General features: G+C 70.8%; 17 protein-coding genes. 9 read left to right on the forward strand and 8 right to left on the reverse strand.

The window, feature by feature from the left end:
• Positions 1 to 16: 16 nt before the first annotated feature.
• Together ABH920_RS19890 and mraY are read left to right on the forward strand one after the other, a co-directional pair.
• The gene (locus tag ABH920_RS19890) at positions 17 to 268 is read left to right on the forward strand and encodes a hypothetical protein (RefSeq protein ID WP_370350533.1); all 252 of its coding nucleotides are present in this window, start codon (positions 17 to 19) and stop codon (positions 266 to 268) included.
• Positions 269 to 575: 307 nt separating this feature from the next.
• Complete coding sequence (mraY, locus tag ABH920_RS19895; RefSeq protein ID WP_370350649.1) at positions 576 to 1,649, forward strand: phospho-N-acetylmuramoyl-pentapeptide-transferase; 1,074 nt, start codon at positions 576 to 578, stop codon at positions 1,647 to 1,649.
• 8 nt (positions 1,650 to 1,657) lie between these two features.
• On the opposite strand, the gene bla is transcribed toward mraY, so the two are convergent.
• Positions 1,658 to 2,647 (reverse strand): class A beta-lactamase, encoded by a 990-nt coding sequence (gene bla, locus ABH920_RS19900; RefSeq protein WP_370350534.1) that lies wholly within the window; start codon positions 2,645 to 2,647, stop codon positions 1,658 to 1,660.
• An 84-nt stretch (positions 2,648 to 2,731) separates the two neighbouring features.
• Between bla and ABH920_RS19905 the strand changes: the two genes are divergently transcribed.
• The 6 genes from ABH920_RS19905 (at position 2,732) to ABH920_RS19930 (ending at position 7,746) form a co-directional block, all read left to right on the forward strand.
• Positions 2,732 to 3,658, forward strand: a complete 927-nt coding sequence (locus ABH920_RS19905) for a LysR family transcriptional regulator (RefSeq protein ID WP_370350535.1) — start codon at positions 2,732 to 2,734, stop codon at positions 3,656 to 3,658.
• Positions 3,651 to 4,544 carry a serine hydrolase gene (locus ABH920_RS19910; protein WP_370350536.1) on the forward strand — a complete coding sequence of 298 codons (894 nt, stop codon included), beginning with the start codon at positions 3,651 to 3,653 and terminating at the stop codon, positions 4,542 to 4,544. Before ABH920_RS19905 ends, ABH920_RS19910 begins: the two co-directional genes overlap by 8 nt.
• Positions 4,545 to 4,852: 308 nt before the next feature.
• The gene (locus ABH920_RS19915; protein WP_370350537.1) at positions 4,853 to 5,611 is read left to right on the forward strand and encodes a hypothetical protein; all 759 of its coding nucleotides are present in this window, start codon (positions 4,853 to 4,855) and stop codon (positions 5,609 to 5,611) included.
• 140 nt (positions 5,612 to 5,751) lie between these two features.
• Complete coding sequence (locus ABH920_RS19920) at positions 5,752 to 6,285, forward strand: SigE family RNA polymerase sigma factor (RefSeq protein WP_370350538.1); 534 nt, start codon at positions 5,752 to 5,754, stop codon at positions 6,283 to 6,285.
• An 11-nt stretch (positions 6,286 to 6,296) separates the two neighbouring features.
• On the forward strand, positions 6,297 to 6,929 hold the full coding sequence (locus ABH920_RS19925; RefSeq protein ID WP_370350539.1) for a hypothetical protein: 633 nt from the start codon (positions 6,297 to 6,299) through the stop codon (positions 6,927 to 6,929).
• A 133-nt stretch (positions 6,930 to 7,062) separates the two neighbouring features.
• Positions 7,063 to 7,746 carry a hypothetical protein gene (locus ABH920_RS19930; RefSeq protein WP_370350540.1) on the forward strand — a complete coding sequence of 228 codons (684 nt, stop codon included), beginning with the start codon at positions 7,063 to 7,065 and terminating at the stop codon, positions 7,744 to 7,746.
• A 30-nt stretch (positions 7,747 to 7,776) separates the two neighbouring features.
• Here ABH920_RS19930 and ABH920_RS19935 read toward each other — a convergent pair whose 3' ends face one another.
• A complete protein-coding gene (locus tag ABH920_RS19935) occupies positions 7,777 to 8,409 on the reverse strand; it encodes a hypothetical protein (RefSeq protein WP_370350541.1) in 633 nt (210 codons plus the stop codon).
• A 277-nt stretch (positions 8,410 to 8,686) separates the two neighbouring features.
• On the opposite strand from ABH920_RS19935, the gene ABH920_RS19940 reads away from it, so the two are divergent.
• Complete coding sequence (locus ABH920_RS19940) at positions 8,687 to 9,520, forward strand: phytanoyl-CoA dioxygenase family protein (protein ID WP_370350542.1); 834 nt, start codon at positions 8,687 to 8,689, stop codon at positions 9,518 to 9,520.
• A 318-nt stretch (positions 9,521 to 9,838) separates the two neighbouring features.
• Here ABH920_RS19940 and ABH920_RS19945 read toward each other — a convergent pair whose 3' ends face one another.
• From ABH920_RS19945 to ABH920_RS19970, 6 genes are all read right to left on the reverse strand, one after another.
• Positions 9,839 to 12,163, reverse strand: a complete 2,325-nt coding sequence (locus ABH920_RS19945; RefSeq protein ID WP_370350543.1) for a hypothetical protein — start codon at positions 12,161 to 12,163, stop codon at positions 9,839 to 9,841.
• Positions 12,160 to 14,181, reverse strand: coding sequence for a TIM-barrel domain-containing protein (locus ABH920_RS19950; protein ID WP_370350544.1), 2,022 nt, complete (start codon positions 14,179 to 14,181; stop codon positions 12,160 to 12,162). Before ABH920_RS19950 ends, ABH920_RS19945 begins: the two co-directional genes overlap by 4 nt.
• A 77-nt stretch (positions 14,182 to 14,258) precedes the next feature.
• Complete coding sequence (locus ABH920_RS19955; RefSeq protein ID WP_370350545.1) at positions 14,259 to 15,083, reverse strand: carbohydrate ABC transporter permease; 825 nt, start codon at positions 15,081 to 15,083, stop codon at positions 14,259 to 14,261.
• Positions 15,080 to 16,156 carry a carbohydrate ABC transporter permease gene (locus ABH920_RS19960; RefSeq protein ID WP_370350546.1) on the reverse strand — a complete coding sequence of 359 codons (1,077 nt, stop codon included), beginning with the start codon at positions 16,154 to 16,156 and terminating at the stop codon, positions 15,080 to 15,082. Before ABH920_RS19960 ends, ABH920_RS19955 begins: the two co-directional genes overlap by 4 nt.
• An 11-nt stretch (positions 16,157 to 16,167) precedes the next feature.
• Entirely contained in the window at positions 16,168 to 17,436 is a 1,269-nt protein-coding gene (locus ABH920_RS19965; RefSeq protein WP_370350547.1) for an extracellular solute-binding protein, read from the reverse strand.
• Positions 17,437 to 17,525: 89 nt separating this feature from the next.
• Positions 17,526 to 18,554: a LacI family DNA-binding transcriptional regulator gene (locus ABH920_RS19970; protein ID WP_370350548.1), complete on the reverse strand. Its 1,029-nt coding sequence runs from the start codon at positions 18,552 to 18,554 to the stop codon at positions 17,526 to 17,528.
• Between the last annotated feature and the right edge of the window lie 113 nt (positions 18,555 to 18,667).

The following is an 18,667-nucleotide window of genomic DNA, read 5'->3' on the forward strand; positions in this document are numbered from 1 at the left end:
CGGCGAGGAGAGCGTGATGAACAAGGACTCCGGCGCACCGGGATTCGACACCGACATCCGTCCCCTGTTCCGCCAGATCGACATCGAACACATGGCCCCGTTCGGCGTCCACCTCGATCAGTACTCGTACATGTCGGACCCGGCCCATGCCGAGCGCGTCTACGGCTCCATCGCCGCCAAGAAGATGCCGCCGGAGACCGACGCCACGTGGCCGGACGAGCACGTGCAACTGCTGCGGGCGTGGATCGACGCGGGATTGCAGCCCTGAGGCCGGTTCTCGGCCGGCATCCATCAGCGGAGTTGAGCTTGTCGACGTAGTGACCGTTCGCCGTAGGGCCTGCCCAGCTTGAGTGTCCTGACCTGGACGCGTGCACGACGGCGCGGATGATCAGGTCCGTAGCAGGGCACGCAATGTGGCGGCCGAAGCTGCCACCTCGGGTGACAAATGGTCTGCCCATCCAGACCATTGGGCCGATGAGCGCGCGACAGCCCGGGCCGACGCACGGAGCCCGATGACGAGCTCGCACTCCGTCCTGTCCGCCGCGATCACGTCCGGGCCGCAGGGCCAGCTCCAGATGCGCAGCGTTCTCTACGCTGCCGGCTTCGCCCTGGCGTTGTCGCTGTTCGGCACGCCGGTGGCCATCAAGGTACTGACCCGGCTCGGGATCGGGCAGCAGGTCCGCACCGACGGAGTGCAGGCGCACCTGGCCAAGCGCGGACGGCCGACGATGGGCGGGCTCGTCATCGTGCTGGCGACGCTGCTCGCCTACGGCTTCACACACGCGGTCGCCTGGCGCTCGCCGACCGCCTCGGGCCTGCTGGTGCTGGCGCTGATGACCGGGATGGCGGTCGTCGGCGGCGTGGACGATCTGCTGAAGGTGTTCCGCGGCCGGTCCCTGGGGCTGCGCGCGCGGGCCAAGCTGGTCGGGCAGTGGATCGGCGCGGTCGTGTTCGCGGTGCTGGCGCTGCACTTCCCCGACGCGCACGGCTACCGTCCGGCCTCGGCGCACATCTCGATCGTCCGCGACACCGCGCTGACCATCGGGCCGGTGCTGTTCGTGCTCTGGGTCGGTGTGCTGATCGCCGGGGCGTCCAACGGCGTGAACCTTGCCGACGGTGCCGACGGGCTGTGCGCCGGGGCGTGCACGATCGTGTTCGCCGCGTACGTGTTCATCGGGGTCTGGCAGCACGGCGAGGCGTGCGGGAACCGGTGGCCGGCCGGCGCCCCGGCTGGCTGCTACCCGGTGCGCGACCCGCTGGACCTGGCCGTGATCGCCGCGGCGATCGCCGGGGCCTGCTTCGGGTTCCTGTGGTGGAACACCTTCCCGACGAAGATCTTCATGGGGGACGTCGGTTCGCTGGCCCTCGGCGGGGCGCTCGCCGGGTTGGCGATCTGCACGCGCACCGAGCTGCTGCTGGTGCTGCTCGGCGGGCTGTTCGTGATGGAGACGGTGTCGGTGATGCTGCAGGTGGGGTACTTCAAGCGCACCGGCGGCAAGCGGCTGTTCAAGATGTCCCCGATCCACCACCACTTCGAGCTGCTGGGCTGGTCGGAGTCGCAGGTGGTGGTGCGGTTCTGGATCCTGTGCGGGGTGTTCGTCGTGGCGGGGATCGCCGTGTTCTACGCCGGATGGACGACGGTGCGCTAGGAATCAGCTCAGCCGAGCCGCTGCAAGGCGATCTTCGTAGCGTCGGCGATGAGGCCGTCGGCGGAGTTCGCGTCCTTGCCGTCGCGGTGGGAGAGCACTGCGATCACGATCGGCGCGGCGCCCTGCGGCGGCCATACGACGGCGATGTCGTTGCGTGTGCCGTAGTCGCCGCTGCCGGTCTTGTCGGCGACCTTCCAGCCGGCGGGTACTCCGGCGCGGATGTACTGGCCGCCGGTGGTGTTCGCGGTGAGCCATGATGTCAGCATCGTGCGGCGTTGCGGTGTCAGCGCGGCGCCGAGGACGTAGGTGCGCAGGTCCTCGGCCAGCGCGCGTGGGGAGCTCGTGTCGCGTGCGTCGCCGGGCAGTGCGGTGTTGACCGTTGGCTCGTCGCGGTCGGTGTTGGTCGTCGTGTCGTTCATGCCGCGCAGCGCCGCCTGCATCGTCGCGGGGCCGCTGAGCTGCTTGAGCATCAGGTTCAGCGCGGTGTTGTCGCTGACCTCGATCGCCGCGGTCATCACCGCGGTGAGGCTCATGCCGTCCTTGACGTGCTGCGACGTGACGGGGGAGTAGTCGACCAGGTCGGCGGCGGTGTAGGTGACGGTCTGGTTGAGCTGCGCGTCCGTCTCGCGGCGGAGCAGCTCACCGGCCACCAGGGCCTTGATCGTTGAACAGAACGCGAACCGCTGGTCGGCCTGGAACGCGACGGAGTGCCCGGATCCGGTGTCCAGGGCGTAGATCCCGAGCTGTGCGTGGTAGCGCGATTCTAGCTGGGTGAACGCTGCCGGGTCGCCGGTGTTATCGGCTGGGGGTGTAGTAGTCGCTGAATTGGAAGTAGTTGCAGGCGAGGCCGGCGAGGTGGACGCCGCAGACGCGCATCCCGTCAGCGACGCGCCGACCAGGCCGAGCGAGGCCGCGACCGCAGCGACCCGCGCGACTCCCGCGGCCCCCGCGACCGTCGGGATCCTGCGAACCACGGACTGCTCCTGGAATCTCCTCATGATCAGTAGCCTGGCCGCGCCGATCCATCCGGTCAAAGACCCTCCCGGGCGATTCCATGCAGATTCGGCATACGATCTGACCCCGTGGACCTCGTCAGCGCCTGCCGCATCTTCACCAGCGTCGCCGAACGCGGCAGCTTCACGCTGGGCGCCGCCGCCGAGGGCATCCCGCAGTCGGTGGCCAGCCGCCGCGTGGCGGCGCTCGAGAAGCATTTCCGCCAGCCGCTGTTCGACCGCACGGCGCGCCGGGCCGTCCTCACGGTCTTCGGCCAGGACATGCTCGGGCCCGCCAAGCGGCTGGTGCAGTACGCCGAGACGCTCGAATTCCACGCTGCGGAGGCCAAGCTGCGGCCGCTGACCCTGGCCGTGCCCGAGACGTGCGACGTCCGGCGCCTGGCGGTGCTCGACGCGGCGGCGCGGGAAGCCGAGCTGGCTCTGGACATCCGCAGCGCGGGCCCGGAGGCGCGAGCGGCGTGGATGCGGGACAAGGCAGTGCGCGCCGCAGTGCAGGCGGTGCCTCCGGATGACGCGCTGTGGGTCGTCCCGCTCGGGCTGGCCTCGGCACCGCAGACCGGTCCGCGTGAAGCGACTCAGGGTTCGTCGTCCCCGCGCCGCCGCCCGATCCGGCTCGAAACGCTGCGGCCTTCGCGTACGGAGCCAGCTCTGCGCCGCGTCTGGATCCAACCCGAGGACGACGTCCCCCACGTCCGCGACGTGCTGCAACGCGCCGGACACCGCGCGGCGCTGCTGCCCGCGCAGATATCCGTCGCCGCGTCGCTGGTCACGGCGGTCGGCGCGGCCCTGCGCACCGGCGCCTTCGTCCTCGCCTCCGCCGACCAGGCGCGCGAGCTCGGCCTGGCCTGGCGGCCGATCGCCGAGGCCGCCTCGCTGGCGCGCGGCTACACCGTGGCCGCGCACGTCGGTGACGACGCGGCCCTCATCCGCACGCTTGTCGGCGTCGAACTCGCCCGCGCGCTGGGTGCCGACGAATCAGGGGACGTCGATGCGTGACAGAGAACTGATGGCCGGACTGCGCGACCGGCTCGCCGAAGCCGGTCTGCTGGGCTCCTTCCTCGTGCGCAATCTGGGGACAGGACAGGAGATCGGGCTCGACCCGGACGTCGCCTATCCCATCGCCTCACTCGTCAAGGTGCCGCTCGCCATCGCGGTCCTGGAAGCGATCCGGGCAGGGCGGCTCGACGGCGCGCAAGCCCTCGAACTCACCCCCGAACCCGACAAGCCGCAGCCGCCGATCGGCATCGGCCGCTTCCGTCACCCCGCACGCGTCGCGATCGACGACCTGATCTACCTCGCGGTCGCCATCAGCGACAACGCCGCGGCTGACGCGCTGTTCGACCTGGTGCCGCCGAGTGACGTCGACCGCGTCCTCGCGGATGCCGGCGTCACGGGCATCGCCGTACGGCATCCGATGCGCGACATCCTCGACGTCTTCGGCCAGCCCGAGGAGCTGCACCTCGCGCATGCCCTGGCCATCGGCGCTCGTACGCCTGGCGGCGGCCACCCTGTCGCGCACCTCGATGTCTCGCGTGCCAACGTCGGCACCGCGCGTGCGTTCGCCGATCTGCTGCAACGATTGTGGACGCCGTCCGCGATCCATCCTGACGTGGCCGCGCGAGCCAGGGCCCTGATGGGCGACGGGATGCTGCAACGCCGCCTCGGCCCCGACTTCATCTCCGACGCGACCGCCTGGGCCTCCAAGTCCGGCACGCTGCTCAACCTGCGCCACGACGCGGGCGTCGTCGAACACGAAGACGGCGAGAGCTACGCGGTGGTCGCCCTGACCGAGTCGACCGTGCCGGCCGCGGCCCAGCCCGCCGTGGACGCGCTGATCGGCCGCGTGGCCCGCGCGCTGCACGACCAGCTCCGCGAGCACTGACGTCGAGCACTGGCCTTGCGCACTGGCCTTGCGCGCCGACCGCGTGCACTGGCCTTGCGCGCCGGCCTCGCGCACCGGCCTTACGCACTGACCTCGCGCACTGACCTCGTGTACCGGCCTTGCATACTGACGTCGCGCGCCGACCGCGTGCACTGACCTCGCGCGCCGACCGCGAGCACCGACCGCCAGCACCGGCCGTGCGCACTGACCTCGCGCTCTGAACCACCGTGCCGCCGAACCGCCGCGCGACCGAACCGAGGGGTGGACCTCGCCGCTGAGCGGCCGCCGTCGATCGATAGTGTGCCGCAATGAGCGATGTCCTCCCGCGTCATGTGTTGTGTGTACTCGGCTCCGGTCTGGAGCTGTCGGAAATCGAGCGGGTCGCCGGCCCCGACCGCTTCACGCTCGACTGGGAGTACTCGCAGACCGAGCCCGATCCGCAGATGCCCCAGGCGTTCCAGGCCTGCACGATGAACGCCGTCTCGTTCGACGAGAAGGACCTGCTGGCCGTGGAGTCCCACGACACCGTCGGCTACCTGCTGTCCCCGCCGATACCGCGCGACCAGGCCCTGGCCATATCGCGCGGGCTGCTGGTCGCGGCCGGCGACCTGCTGCGCTCCGGCGCGACCGCCGTCAAGAACGAGAGCAGTGGCATCGCCCACGGCCGCACCCGCTGGCTGGCCCTCGCCGACCGTGCCGCCGCCACCGGCGATCTGGAAGGCCTCGCCGGCGTCCTCATCGAGGCGTGGGTCCAGCGCCCCATCGCCGACGACGGCGTGCTCTACACCTGCGGCATGCACCTGCTCGGCGCCCCCGACGTCGAGATCGAGGCCTCGGCCCAGGAGCGCGCCGGCGGGGAGGTGGCGGACATGGCCGGGCTGCTGGACGTGCTGGCGTTCTACCTGCTCACCGACCCGCGCGCCAAAGAGGTCGAGGACGGATCCGGCTTCCGGATGTCGGAGGACTCGCCCCGGTGGGTGCTGCGTACCGGTGCGTGCGAGCGGTACGAGAGCGACGACTTCTTCTTCAACCCCTACGGGTACGTGCGGCTGACCTCGCCCGAGTAGCGAGGATCGGACGGTAGCGACGTCCCCGATCCGCGCCCGCCACGCGGGCAACCTTTCCCCCGCCACCGGAGTGTTAGTGTCCACAACCCGCGCGGCGTCCGAGCCGCGCGGCCGGACCACGGTGAAGGCGGGGACGACAGATGGCGGACAGCGAGCCACGGGGGTTTCGCGAGTACGTCGCCGCTCGCAGGCAGGGGCTGCTCGCGGTGGGCTACGTGCTCACCGGTTCGCAGCACGGGGCGGAGGACCTGGTGCAGGCCACGCTGGTGAAGGTGTGGCCGCGCTGGAACCGGGTCGCTGACGCCGGCGACCCGGACGCGTACGTGCGCAAGGCGATGCTGAACACGTTCCTGTCCTGGCGGCGCCGCGACGGCGGGCGTGAGATCCCCAGCGACGACGTCGCAGCATTGCCGTCCTCGCTCTCACGTCCGCAGCCGACGGCCGACTCCGGCGCGGGCAGCGCGCTGACCGGGGTGCTGGACCGGGTCGTGCTGCGGGATCTGCTGCGCGCGCTGCCCCGGCGGCAGCGCGCGGTGGTGGTGCTGCGGTACTACGCCGACCTCACCGAGGCGCAGGTCGCCGAGGCGATGGGGTGTTCGGTCGGGACCGTCAAGAGCCAGCACGCCAAAGCCCTGGCCACCCTCCGGCGCCACACGCCTGCCGAAGACCGATAGGAGCGGATCCGATGTCACAGCAGGAGCAGGATTCCGACACCCGTCCGCTGGCCGAGGGCCTGCGCGAGCTCGCCGGCCAGGCTGCCGACGCCCCCGGGCTGTTCGACGCGGTGTCCGCCGGCGCGCGCCGCCGCTCTGCCCGGGTGCGGACCTCCGGGGCGGTGCTGGCCGTCGGCGGGGTGCTGGCGGTCGCCGGGGGAGTGACGGCGTGGCCGTCGCTGTCCGGGGGGAGCCATGGGGTGACAGCAGACTCGGCGCATTCGATCGCACAGGCGCACTGTCCGGCGCAGCCTCCCGACGCCGACCGCCCCGCCGGCTCCGCCGGCCGGCTGTTCACCGGGACGCCCGGCGCGGCGACGCTGTGCGTCTACGGGTTCACGGAGACCAGCACCACGCTGCGCTCGGAGTCCATCACCGGCTCGGCCCTCACGTCGCTGACTCGCGGGCTGGCTCACGGGAAGGACCCCGACTCCGCCATCTGCACCATGGAGCTCAAAAACCCCGAGCACCTGCTGATCCTTCAGTACGCGGACGGCTCGACGCAGGATCTGGTGATCGACATGAGCGGCTGCGGAACGGTGGGCACCGCGACGCACAGGGTGCTGCTGCCGGACGATCTGCGGAAGCTGATCATGGTTGGGTAGGACGGGGTAGGGCCAGGTAACGTCGGGTAGGGCCAGGTAGCGCCAGGTACGGCTGGTTGTACGCCGGCGAGCGGCGCGGGAACAGGTGAGAATTACCGTCGCCGCCGCCGTTCGCGCTGGCCACAATCGCCGAATGCGGAACAGTCGCTGGGGTGGGGCGATCGCGGTCGCGGTGACGGTCGTCGGTCTGGCGTTCGGGGTGGCCGGGTGCTCCGGTACTTCGGGGAGTGTGGCGGCGGGGGCTGGCGCGTCGAGCACGACGTCCGGCGGTGCTGCCGCGACGACGTCGGCGGTGTCGACGACCGGGGCTTCGACGGCGGCGGGGTCGTCGTCGGCATCGACTTCGGCATCGACATCGACATCGGCGGCGGCGTCGAGCAGCGCGGCGGCGGTCACGTCGTCGTCCTCGGCAGCGGCGCCGCCCTCGTCCAGCAACCCGGGGGCGGGCAACGCGCCGACCGGCGCCAGCATTCTGAAGCCGTTCATCGGCAGCTGGACCGGACACGACCGCATCCTGACGATCACGTCGAACGGCATCGCCACCGAGAAGGTGTTCGACGGCTGCTGCACCGTCGCCTACACACTGACCTTCAGGATCGACCACGCCAGCGGCAACCACGCGAACGGCACCCTCTACGCCACGGTGACATCGGCGACGTTCAACGAGAACCCGAACTGGCCCAGCCCCGGCTCGCCCGAGGCCCAGAAGGGGGAGGACGGCATCGTGGGCGTGCAGGACGGCGTGCTGGTCGATCCGTTCGCCGGCGGAACGTTCTGCGACAACGCCGCCGACGTCGCAGGGAAGTGTGGCTTGTAGGCGCGACAGAGGACTGCCGCAGCGATCCGATCAGTTGCTCATCGCAGCCTGGTTCTCGTAGTAGCTCGAGTCGAGCATCGCGCCGCGCAGCGTCGGCTGCTTGCCGCTCTCGTAGTCGATGCCGATGGTGCGCACCACGTTCGTCCCGCTGGCGAAGTCCAGCTCCAGCCGTCCGCTGGACTCGATGCGGTACGTCCCGTGCTGGTCGGCCGGCAGGACCGCCGCGTCGCCGTTCAGGGTGCCGACGGTGGCGCCGCTCGCGGTGGCAAACCGGCCGTTCGAGGCCAGTGTCAGGTCGCTGAATCCGCCGGAGAAGTCGCTGCCCGCGCCGGAGGCGTAGACGTTCTGGAACGTCACCGCCAGCGTGCTGCCGGCCTTCGGCACCGTCAGCTCCGCCAGGTGCAGGTTGTCGAGCGTGAACGCGCCGCCGGTGTACGTGCCCTGCATGGTGCCGACGGTGACGGCGCCGGTCGACGGGTTGTAGCTGTAGCTCGTGCAGCCCTGCGCGCCGATGCCCTGCGGCGTGCCGACGCCGGTGTCGCTGCCGGTGCAGCTGGGCAGTCCCTGGTGCGGCAGGCCTGTGTACGCGTGGCTGCCGTCGGCGAAGTACACGCCGAGGAAGTTGGTGCCGTTGGCCGTGCCCCAGAAGTAGTGGCCGGCCAAGCCAGAGCCGCCGGATCCGCCGGCAGCGCTCGATCCCGCAGCGACTCCGGTGAACGAAACTCCGCTCCCTGACGAACACCCACTTGCCAGCAGCACCGCGGCCGCCCAAGCCGTGCATGACAGAACCCTGCTGCGCCGCATCACGCCCCCGAAAGCGGTTTCTCGACATCCGACCGCACGATTCTCGCGCACCGACCGCCACGCCGTCTCCCCGACCGGGTATCACTTTCTCGGCCCGTTCCCATTCCCGTCCCTGACACCTGTGGAGTGCATCGACATGACCGCGACGGCGGCGCCGACCGACGAACTCGACGTGCCCTACCGGCGCCTGCCCCCGACCGCCACCGCCGACTTCGCGCGCGACGGCTTCGTGCACCTGTCCGGCGTGCTGTCCGCGGAGACGATCGCGCACTACGAACCGGTGATCACCTCTGAGGTGATCCGCCTGAACACCCAGCACCGGCCACTGTCCGAGCGCGATACCTACGGCCGGGCGTTCCTCCAGGTGTCGAACCTGTGGCGGGAGAACGAGACGGTCAAGCAGCTGGTGTTCTCCCGCCGCCTGGCCGGCATCGCCGCCGCGCTGTTGGGCGTCCACGCGGTACGGCTCTACCACGACCAGGCGCTGTACAAGGAGCCCAGCGGCGGCATCACGCCCTGGCACGCGGACCAGTACTACTGGCCGCTGTCCTCCGACCGCTGCCTGACGATCTGGCTGCCGCTCCAGGAGACGCCCCTGGACATGGGGCCGCTGGCGTTCGCGCGCGGCAGCCACAACTTCTCCCACGGACGCGACCTCCCGATCTCCGACGAGTCGGAGCAGCAGCTCGAGCAGGCAGTCGCCGACCAGGCGTTCGAGCACGTCGTCGAACCCTTCGCGCTCGGCGACGCCAGCTTCCACCGCGGCTGGACGTTCCACCACGCCGGCCCGAACCGCGGGACGACGCCGCGGCGGGTGATGACGGTGATCTACATGGATGCTGACATCCGGCTGGCCGAGCCGACCAACGAGAACCAGGAGAGGGACCGCGACTGGATGCCCGGCGCGGAGATCGGGCAGGTGCCGGACACGGCGCTGAACCCGGTGTTGTTCGACGGGCTGGCGGCTTGATGTCCGCCGGCGGATCGACAGGTTGGGCAGATGCCGGACCGGGCGGACCGGCGGATTGTGCGGACCGCCCGACTGAGCGGAATGACCGGCCTGGCGGACGGGCAGAGCTGTGGACTGCCGGCCGGCAGGGCTGCGGGGCCGGGCGAGTCAGCGGTCTGGCCAGGGCTGTGGGCCGGGCGAGCTGGCACAGCGGCGGACTGCTGGCCGGCCGCGCCGACGTCGCGCCCGGCGATCAGCGTGATCGGCCTGAGCGGCCTGATCAGCACGGGGCCGCAGCGTGTGATGCACTGCGGCCCCGCACTCGTACTCGTCGTAGCGCTACGGCGTGACGTCGGCCCGGTCGATGGCGATGTTGATCCCGGAGCTGGCGCTGTTCCGGTTGCCGGTGTTGACGATCGTGACCGTGTGCGAACCGGCGGCGAGCGTCGGGCTCGTCCACGCGATCCCCGAGGCGTTCCGCGACGGCGCGTAGTTGTCGACCGTCGCCGGGGCGCCGCCGTCGACCGCGACGGTCATGATGCCCTGGTCGACGTCGTGAACCGCGTGCAGCGCGACCTGCGTTCCGGTGAAGCGGAACGTCGCGGTGGCCCCGGCCGTGTGGCTCCAGTTCGCAGTCCCCAGATACATGTCGGACACGCCGGTCGTCAGGCCCCAGTTGGTGTCGTACTGGAACTGGTTCTGACCGCTCCCGGTGACGTTCCCGTCCACGATCGTCTGCGCGGGCGCCGACGACGTCGTGACGTCGACGCGGTCGATGGCGACGTTGTTCCCCGAGCTGGCGCTGTTCTTATTGCCGGTGTTGACGACCGTCAACGTGTGCGAACCGGCCGCGAGCGTCGGGCTCGTCCACACGACCCCCGACGCGTTGCGCGACGACGCGTAGTTGTCGACCGAGGTCGGCGCGCCGCCGTCGACGGAGACCGTCATGATGCCCTGGTCGACGTCGCGCACCGCGTGCAGAGCCACCTGTGTTCCGGTGAAGTGGAACGTCGCGGTCGCACCCGCCGTGTGGCTCCAGTTCGCGGTGCCGGCGTACATGTCCGACACGCCGGAGGTCTCGCCCCAGTTCGCGTCGTACTGCCACTGGTCGTTGGCGGTGCCGATCTCGTTGCCGTCGACGTAGATCTGCCCGCCGCCGGGTCCGCCGGGGCCGGTGATGGCGACGCCGTGCGGAGACAGCACCAGCCAGAACGCGTCGGTGCCCGACTGGAACGTCGCGGGCAGGCTGATGCTTCCGCTGTTCACCGTCACATCAGTGTCGGACACGGTGATCGGCTGTGACAGCGGCGTGTTGTCCGGGATGCGCATCAGTGTGGCGTGCACCGTCGAGCCGGCTGTGAGCCAGGGCGTGGACCCCAGCCCCTGCACCGTGACCGTCGTGGTCCCGGTCTGCCCGCTGTTGTTGCCGAGCAGCACGTCGGCCTGGCCGGCGTTCTGATCCGCCGAGGCGGCGACCGCGACGGCAGCGTTGCCGCTCGTGGCCGAGACCAGGTGGCCGGTCAGGCTTGCATAAGCCCGATAAGCCCACCACTGACCAGTCGGTGAGGCCAGGTTGCCGGTCCCGCCGAGCACCGAGTCCAGCGTGCCGGCCACGCAGCAGTCGCTCCAGATGGCGTGCGCCGCCGCGCCGATGTTCGAGACCGCGAGCCGGTCCAGGAACCAGGCCGTGTAGCCGGCCGTCTGCTGGTTGCCGAACAGGTACTCGTTGATGGACAACGGCATCGGGCTCAGGCCGTGCGCCGCGACGATCGACGCCGCGTCGGCGCCGTCGGCGGCCGGATCGGTGCCGAAGTGCCAGTTCAGGACGTTCGGCAGCGTGTTGTCGGCCTTCGTCTGGCCGATGAAGCCGTCGAGCCAGGAGTGGTTGTACCCGCTGTAGGAGGGCCCGACGATCGTCGCCGACGGACTCAGCCTCCTGATCTCCTTCACCGCCGTGTCCCACATCTGGTAGTACTGCGCGCTGTTCACGCCGCGCTGCCAGAAGCCCGTGCCGTCGGGCTCGTTCCAGATGTCGTAGGCGACGGTGACCCCGGAGGCCTGGACATCGCCGACCACCTGGTCGATGAAGGCCTTCCAGTTCGAGCAGTCGCCGTTGTCGCAGGGGTAGACGGTGTTCGAAGGCTGCGTCGTGTCGGCGCCGTAGAGGTCCGAGACGAGGAGGTCGTAACGGCCGTTGTAGGGCGCCGTGGTCACCCGGCGGGCTTGGGCGACGGCGGAGTTGATGCGGGCCCGGTAGCCGCTGCCGGCGGAGTACCCGTCGCCGATCCAGCCGCCGCCGGTCAGGCGCGCGCCGCCGCCGCGGAACAGCGTCGGTGCCAGCGGCTGCAGGAGGGCGTCGGACGGGCCGCTCCCGTCCTGGCTCAGGCCGTAGAGGAAGCCGGCGCCGGCGTGCGTGGGTGCCTTGCCGGTCTGCGAGACGTCGACGGTGACGGTCGTGTCCGGTGCGTTGGCCACAGCAGAAGGTACTCCGGTCAGTGCGGCGCCCACGGTCACGGCGGCGACCAGGAGCGCGCCGGTCAGGGTGCGGCGCGTGCGGCGGGCGCGGCGCGCGGGGCGTTCAGGCTGGTCGGACTGGTCGGACTGGTCGCGTCGGGATCGGGAGGTCAGGCCGTAGCGCGGTCGGTGCGGGGTCGTTCGCTTCATTGCGCCTCCTCGGAAACGGGTGGTGCGAGGGGTGGCTCGGCGTCGTCACGCACGAACAAGGGGATGGCATCCAGCGGCGCGTCGACGGTGACGTGCGATCCGCCGGGATATCGGCGCCCGGTTCCGGTGTGCGTCCACTCCGCACCGGCCGGCAGGTACACGCGGCGCTGCCGGGCGCCGAGCGCGGTGACCGGGGCGACCAGGATGTCGGGGCCGAACAGGTACTGGTCCTCGACCCCCCAGGCGGCCTCGTCGTCGGGGAAGGCGAGCAGCAGCGGCCGCATCAGGGGGATGCCGTTGGTCTCGCCGTCGCGCAGGTGCGCGTGGATGTAAGGCCGCAGCCGCTCCCGCAGCCGCAGCATCGCGGTGATCGCCTCGTACGCCTCGGGCCCGTACGCCCAGACCTCGTTCGGGCCGCCGCCGTCGCCGACCGTGCCGTGGCTGACGCGCGGCTCGCGGTGGCCGTGCAGCCGGAACAGGGGACAGAAGACGCCGAACTGGAACCAGCGCACGACCAGCTCCCGGTACGCCGGGTCGTCCGGGTCCCCGCCGTGGAACCCGCCGATGTCGGAGTTCCACCACGGCAGCCCCGACATGGCGACGTTCAGTCCGGCGGGGATCGCGGCGGCCAGGGCGGCGAAGGTGGGTTCGATGTCGCCGGACCACAAGGCCACGCCATACCGCTGCGACCCGGCCCACGCCGAGCGCACCAGGGACAGCACCTCGGTCTCACCGGCCGCGCGCATGTGCTCGAACACGCCTCGGGCATGCTCGCGCGGATACAGGTTCGCCACCTCGCTGCCGACGCCGGCCGCGTAGGTCAGCGTGTGCGGAGCGGGCCGGAGCTCCGGTTCGCATCCGTCGAGCCAGAACGCGCGGATCCCCAGCTTGTAGTAGTTGGTTTGAAGCCGCTCCCACAGGTGGGCACGGGCTCGGGCATCGGTGGCGTCGTAGAAGCCGACGCCGATCTCAGCCCCCGACTCGCCGTCCGGCCAGGCCCCGGTGATCGCCGCGCCGTTGTCGGCCGTGGCCAGCATTCCGGCGTCCCGCATGGTCGCGTAGCTTTCGGACAACGGACTGACCGACGGCCACACCGACACCGCCGGCTCGATGCCCAGCGCGTGCAGCTCCTCGACCATGGTGCGCGCGTCCGGCCAGTCGGCCGTGTCGAAATCCCAGTCGCCGAGATGCTTCCAATGCAGGTAGTCGATGACGAGCACGGACAGCGGCAGCCCGCGGCGCGCGTATTCGCGGGCCACCTCCAGCAGTTCCTCCTGGTTGCGGTAGCGGAGCTTGCTCTGCCAGAACCCTGATGCCCATCGCGGCATCGCCGACGGGAAACCGGTGGCCCCCGCGTAGGCGGTGAGGATCTGCGCCGGAGTGTCGCCGACGGTCAGCCAGTAGTCGATCTGCCGGGCCCGGTCGGACACCCACCGCGTGCCGTTCTCGGCGAACTCGACCCGGCCCACCGCCGGACTGTTCCACAGCAGGCCGTAGCCACGATTGGACACCGCGAACGGGATCGACACCTCGCCGTTGCGCTGCGCCAGCTCCAGGACCATGCCCTTCTGGTCCAGGCGGCCGTGGCCGTGCTGTCCGAGCCCGTATATTCGCTCCCTGGGATCGGACGCGAAGCGCTGCTCGATGCGGTGGAGTCCGCCGCCGGCCGCCTCGAAGTGCCGTGCGCCGGGCCACCAGAAGTGCGCAGGTTGCTCCCGCAGGACTTCGGCGCCGGTCTGCGAATGCCGGACGGTCAGCAGGCCGGTGGCCGCGTCGATGCGGACGTCGGCCCGGCCGTTGACCAGCGTCGCGGACTGTCCGTCGGCGGCGATCTCCAGCCGTATGTCAGGGTTCATGGTCGGGCGGTCGGACTCCAGGGCACCGGGCAGGTCCGGCACGATCCGGTGCAGGCCGGCGCGCACGCGCACGCTGTCGGCGCCCCACGGCTCGACGGTCAGCAGGTGGTGGCCGCCGCGCCAGGTCAGGACCTCGTCGGAGAGGGCGAACGGGTTGAGCACGGGGTCTCCCGGGATCGAAGAGATGCGGTCGGAGCGAGGGACCGGCTGCGGTCCGTCAGGGCGCTCATTCAGAGTTCTCAGTCCTTGAGCGCGGCGTTGCCGATGCCGGCCGCGACGTAGCGCTGCGCGGCGACCAGCAGCACCGCCGCCGGGACCGAGGCGATGACGCCGGTGGCCATGACGCCGTTCCAGTCCACGAGGTTGGCGCCGATGAACCGGTAGAGCCCGACGGTGATCGGCGCCCGGCTGTCGTCGGTGGTGAGCGTGACGCCGAACAGGAAGTCGGCCCAGGTGAACAGGAACGAGAACAGCGCCGCGGTGATGACGCCGTTGCGGGCCACCGGCAGGATCACGGACACGAAGGTCCGCAGCCGCGAGGCGCCGTCCAGGGACGCGGCCTCGGCCAACTCGTCGGGCACGCCCTTCAGGAACGACTGCAGGATCAGCGTCGCGAACGGCACACACAGCGTGGAGTCGGCCAGGATCAGCGCGAAGGGCGAGTTGATCATGCCGAGCTTGTTCGCCGAGATGTACAGCGAGTTGGCCATCACGATGCCCGGGATCATCTGCGCGACCAGCAGCGCGAACATCAGGGCCCGCCGTCCCGGCACGCGCAGCTTGGCCAGGCCGTACGCGGCGGGTGCCGCGATCAGCAGGGTCACCGCCACGGTGCCGAGCGACACCACGAGGCTCACCATCAGGTGTCCGCCCTCGGCGCTCAGGGCACTGCGATAGCCGGCGAGCGTCCCGTGCAGCGGGAACCAGACGGGGCTGCGGCTGACCAGGTCGGACGGCTTCAGCAGCGAGGCGTTGACCATCCAGTACAGCGGGAACAGCATGATGCCCACGATCACCACGCCGACGGTGGTCGTCGTCGCCGCGTTGCGGCCCTGCCTGCTCATCGGTTCCGTCCTTCCGGCTCCCGGACCGACCGCAGGTACAGGGCGGCGAAGACGATCGCGACCAGGATCAGCAGGTTCCCGACGGCCGCGCCCTTGCCGAACTCCAGCTGCTGGAAGGACAGGTTGTAGGCGTAGGTGGTCAGGGTCTGGGAGGAGTTCGCCGGGCCGCCCTGCGTGACGATCTGGATGACGTCGAACACCTTGACCGTGTAGATCAGGCCGAGGGTCAGCACCACCAGCGTCACCGGGCGCAGCATCGGCCAGGTGATCCGCCGGAAGCGCTGCCAGGCGTTCGCGCCGTCGATGGCCGCGGCTTCGTAGAGCTGTTCCGGGACGCCCTGGAGCCCGCCGTACAGGATCACCATGTTGAAGGGGATCCCGACCCAGACGTTGACCAGCGTGACGGCGGTCAGCGACCAGGTGGTGCTGACCAGCCAGGGCACCGGGTGGGTGATCACGTGCAGGTTCAGCAGCATGCGGTTGAGCACGCCGGAGTCGGCGTACATCATCCAGCGCCACACCGTCCCGGACACCACCAGCGGCAGCAGCCACGGGACGAGCAGCAGCGAGCGGAGCACGCCGTTGAGCGGGAACTTGCGGCGGAAGAACACTGCCAACGCCAGGCCGATCCCGAACTGGAAGACCAGGGAGCCGAGGGTGAACAGCAGCGTGTTGGTCACGATGCCGGCGAACTGCGGGCTGTGGAACACCGAGCGGTAGTTCGCGAAGCCGACGTAGGGCGCCGAGCCGGAGTAGAAGGAGGAGACCGAGTAGTCCTGGAATCCCATGCGGACGTTCGCGATCAGCGGGTAGACGTAGAAGCAGAGGATGTAGATCCAGACCGGGACGACGAATCCGGCTACGCGCCAGGCGGTGCTACGGCGGGCTCGGGGGCGTCCGCCTCGGCTGCCTCGGCCGCCGCGACCACCTTGGCCGCTGCGACCGGTGCCGCTGCCGTGGTCGCTGTGGCTGTGGCTGTCGCGATCGGGCAGCGCGCGCCCCGAGTCCGTCCCCGGCCCCGCCGCCGTAGCAGCAGCGGCGGGGACGGAGAACGCGGCGGACTTGCTGGTCATCGCCGCCATCGTCAGGATCCGGCCTGGCTCTGCGCCTGGTTCAGCGCGTCCTGCGGCGAGGTGCCGCCGGCCAGCGCCGCCTGGATCGCGGTGGACAGCGCCGTGCTCACCTTCGGGTAGGCCGTGCCGAGTTCCGCGGTGCGGGCCTGCGCGGTGGCGATCTCGGTGACGAACGCCTGCAACTGCGGGTCGGAGGCGCCGAGCTGCGCGGCGGCGGCCTGGTTGCTCGGGATGTAGCCGGCGTCCTTCGACCACTCGCTCGCGCGGTCCGGGCTCATCAGGCACTTGACCACCGCGACCGCCTTGGCCTCGCGGCCGGCGTTGCTGTGCCCGACGGCCCACACCTCGCCGCCGAGCGGCGTCACCGGCTTGGCCGAGGCCGAGGGGACCGGGATCGGGACGGTGCCGAAGTGCAGGCCGGTCTTGGCGTTCAGGCCCGGCAGCTGCCAGGGGCCGTTCACCATCATCGCCACGTTGCCGGCCGCGAACTGCTGGTCGACGTCGGCCTGGGTCCAGTTCACCACCGACTTCGAGGCCCAGCCCTTGTCCACGAAGGTCTTCCACAGCGTCAGCGCCTGCACCGCCTGCGGGGAGTTCAGGGTCTTCAGATCGGCGCCGGCGGTCCAGAAGAAGGGCTCGAACTGGAAGCTGCCCTCCTCGTTGCCGACCGCGGAGAACGCGATGCCCTGCTTGCCGCCGGCGGTCAGCTTCTGCGCGTCGGCGGTCAGCTCGTCCCAGGTCGTCGGCGGGGTCAGGCCGGCGGCGGCGAACAGGTCCTTGTTGTAGTAGAGCGCCAGGCCGTTGACGCCCGGGGCGATGCCGTAGATCTGGCCCTGGTAGGCGCCGGCCGAGACGATCGAGGGGAACAGGCCGTCGGTGGACAGCCCGGCGGCCGACAGCGAGACCAGGCCGCCGGTCGAGGCGACCTGCTGCAGGTCGGGGTTGTCGACGAGCAGCAGGTCGGGCAGCGACTTGGAGGACGCCTGCTGGAGCAGCTTGGGCATCAGCTGCTCGCGCGGGAGCTCGTGGTGCACCACCTTCACGCCGCCGACCTGCGTGGCGCACTCGTCGAGGACGCCCTGGATCTGCGTGTTCTGCGGGGCCGAGCCGTAGTAGTCGGTCTCGTTCAGCGTCAGCACGCCGCCTGAGCCTGCGCCGGAACTGGAGGAGGACGAGCCGCCGGAACCGCAGGCGGTCAGGACCAGCAGGCAGGCGGAGGCGACGGCCAGGGCGCCGACGCCGGTCGTGGCGGGCCGGCGGCCCGGAGCACCAGATATCATGGCCTTTACCTTTCGAATCGATTCGACAAAGGGCACGCGCGGGCACCGGCCCTTTTCAGGAGCGCGGCGCCGAGGCGCGAGGGGCCGGCTCAGGAACGGCCGGTGCCGCCGGCCGGAGCCGGCGCGGTGGTGTCACGGACTTTCAGCGTCGGCGCCAGGATCGTCACCGACGGCACGGACTCCCCGTTGACCTGCCCGGCCAGCAGCCGGACCGCGGTGCGGGCCAGCTCCTCCACCGGCAGGGACACGGCGCTGACCGGCACCGCGAGCCGTTCGGCCTCGTCGTCGGGGCACACCGCGACCACCGAGACGTCCTGCGGCACCCGCAGCCCCAGACCGCTGAGACGGTCCAGGACCAGCGGGAGCGCGCGCTCGTTGTAGACGATCAGGCCGGTCAGGCCGTGGACCTTGGCCAGCAGGCCGTCCACGGCGCGCGCCACCTCGGCCGGCTGCCCGTCGCACGGCGTCCAGGCGGTCTTGGCCCGCTGCCCGCGCAGCGTGGCCAGCGCCCCGTCGCGGGCGTGGATCGCGTAGGCGACGTCGCGGCGGAACGTGGACTGCGACTGCCCGATGTAGCCGACCCGGCGGTGCCCCAGCTCCAGCAGGTGCTCGGCGCACAGCCGGCCGGCCAGCGCCGCGTCGAAGTCGACGTAGGGCAGCCGGGCGCTGTCGTCGGGCGTCCCGACCAGCACCGCGGGGCATCGCAGGGTGCTGAGCAGGGCCACGCGCGGGTCGTTGCGCTGGACCTCCATCAGCATCACGCCGTCGACCTGGGAGCCGGTCACGGTGTCCCGGATCGCGGTCTCGCCGTCGTCGTCGGTGAGCATCAGCAGCTTGAGCCCGAGGTCCTGCGCCGCGGTCAGCGACGCCCAGACGTAGGGCATCTGCACCTGGTTGTGCGGGCCGTAGACCATGGGCAGCGCCATGGCGATGACCCCGTTGCGGCCGCTGCGGATGGAGCGCGCCCCGGCGTGCGGGCGGAACTGCAGTTCGTCGATCGCCTGCTCCACGCGGGCCCGGGTCTCCGCGGAGATGGAGCGGGTTCCGCTCAGGACGTAGGACACGGTGCTGCGCGAGACTCCGGCGCGCTTCGCGACGTCGGCGATCGTGACGGCCATACCGTGCTCCCTTCGGATCGTCGAACTGATTCGATGTGGCGTGGCGTGACGGTAGCACCGGGGTTTCCGGTGACGCAATGGTTTGTGTCGGGGTTGTTTCGGGAGGCTTGCGC

The organism is Catenulispora sp. EB89, assembly GCF_041261445.1.
Taxonomy (GTDB): domain Bacteria; phylum Actinomycetota; class Actinomycetes; order Streptomycetales; family Catenulisporaceae; genus Catenulispora.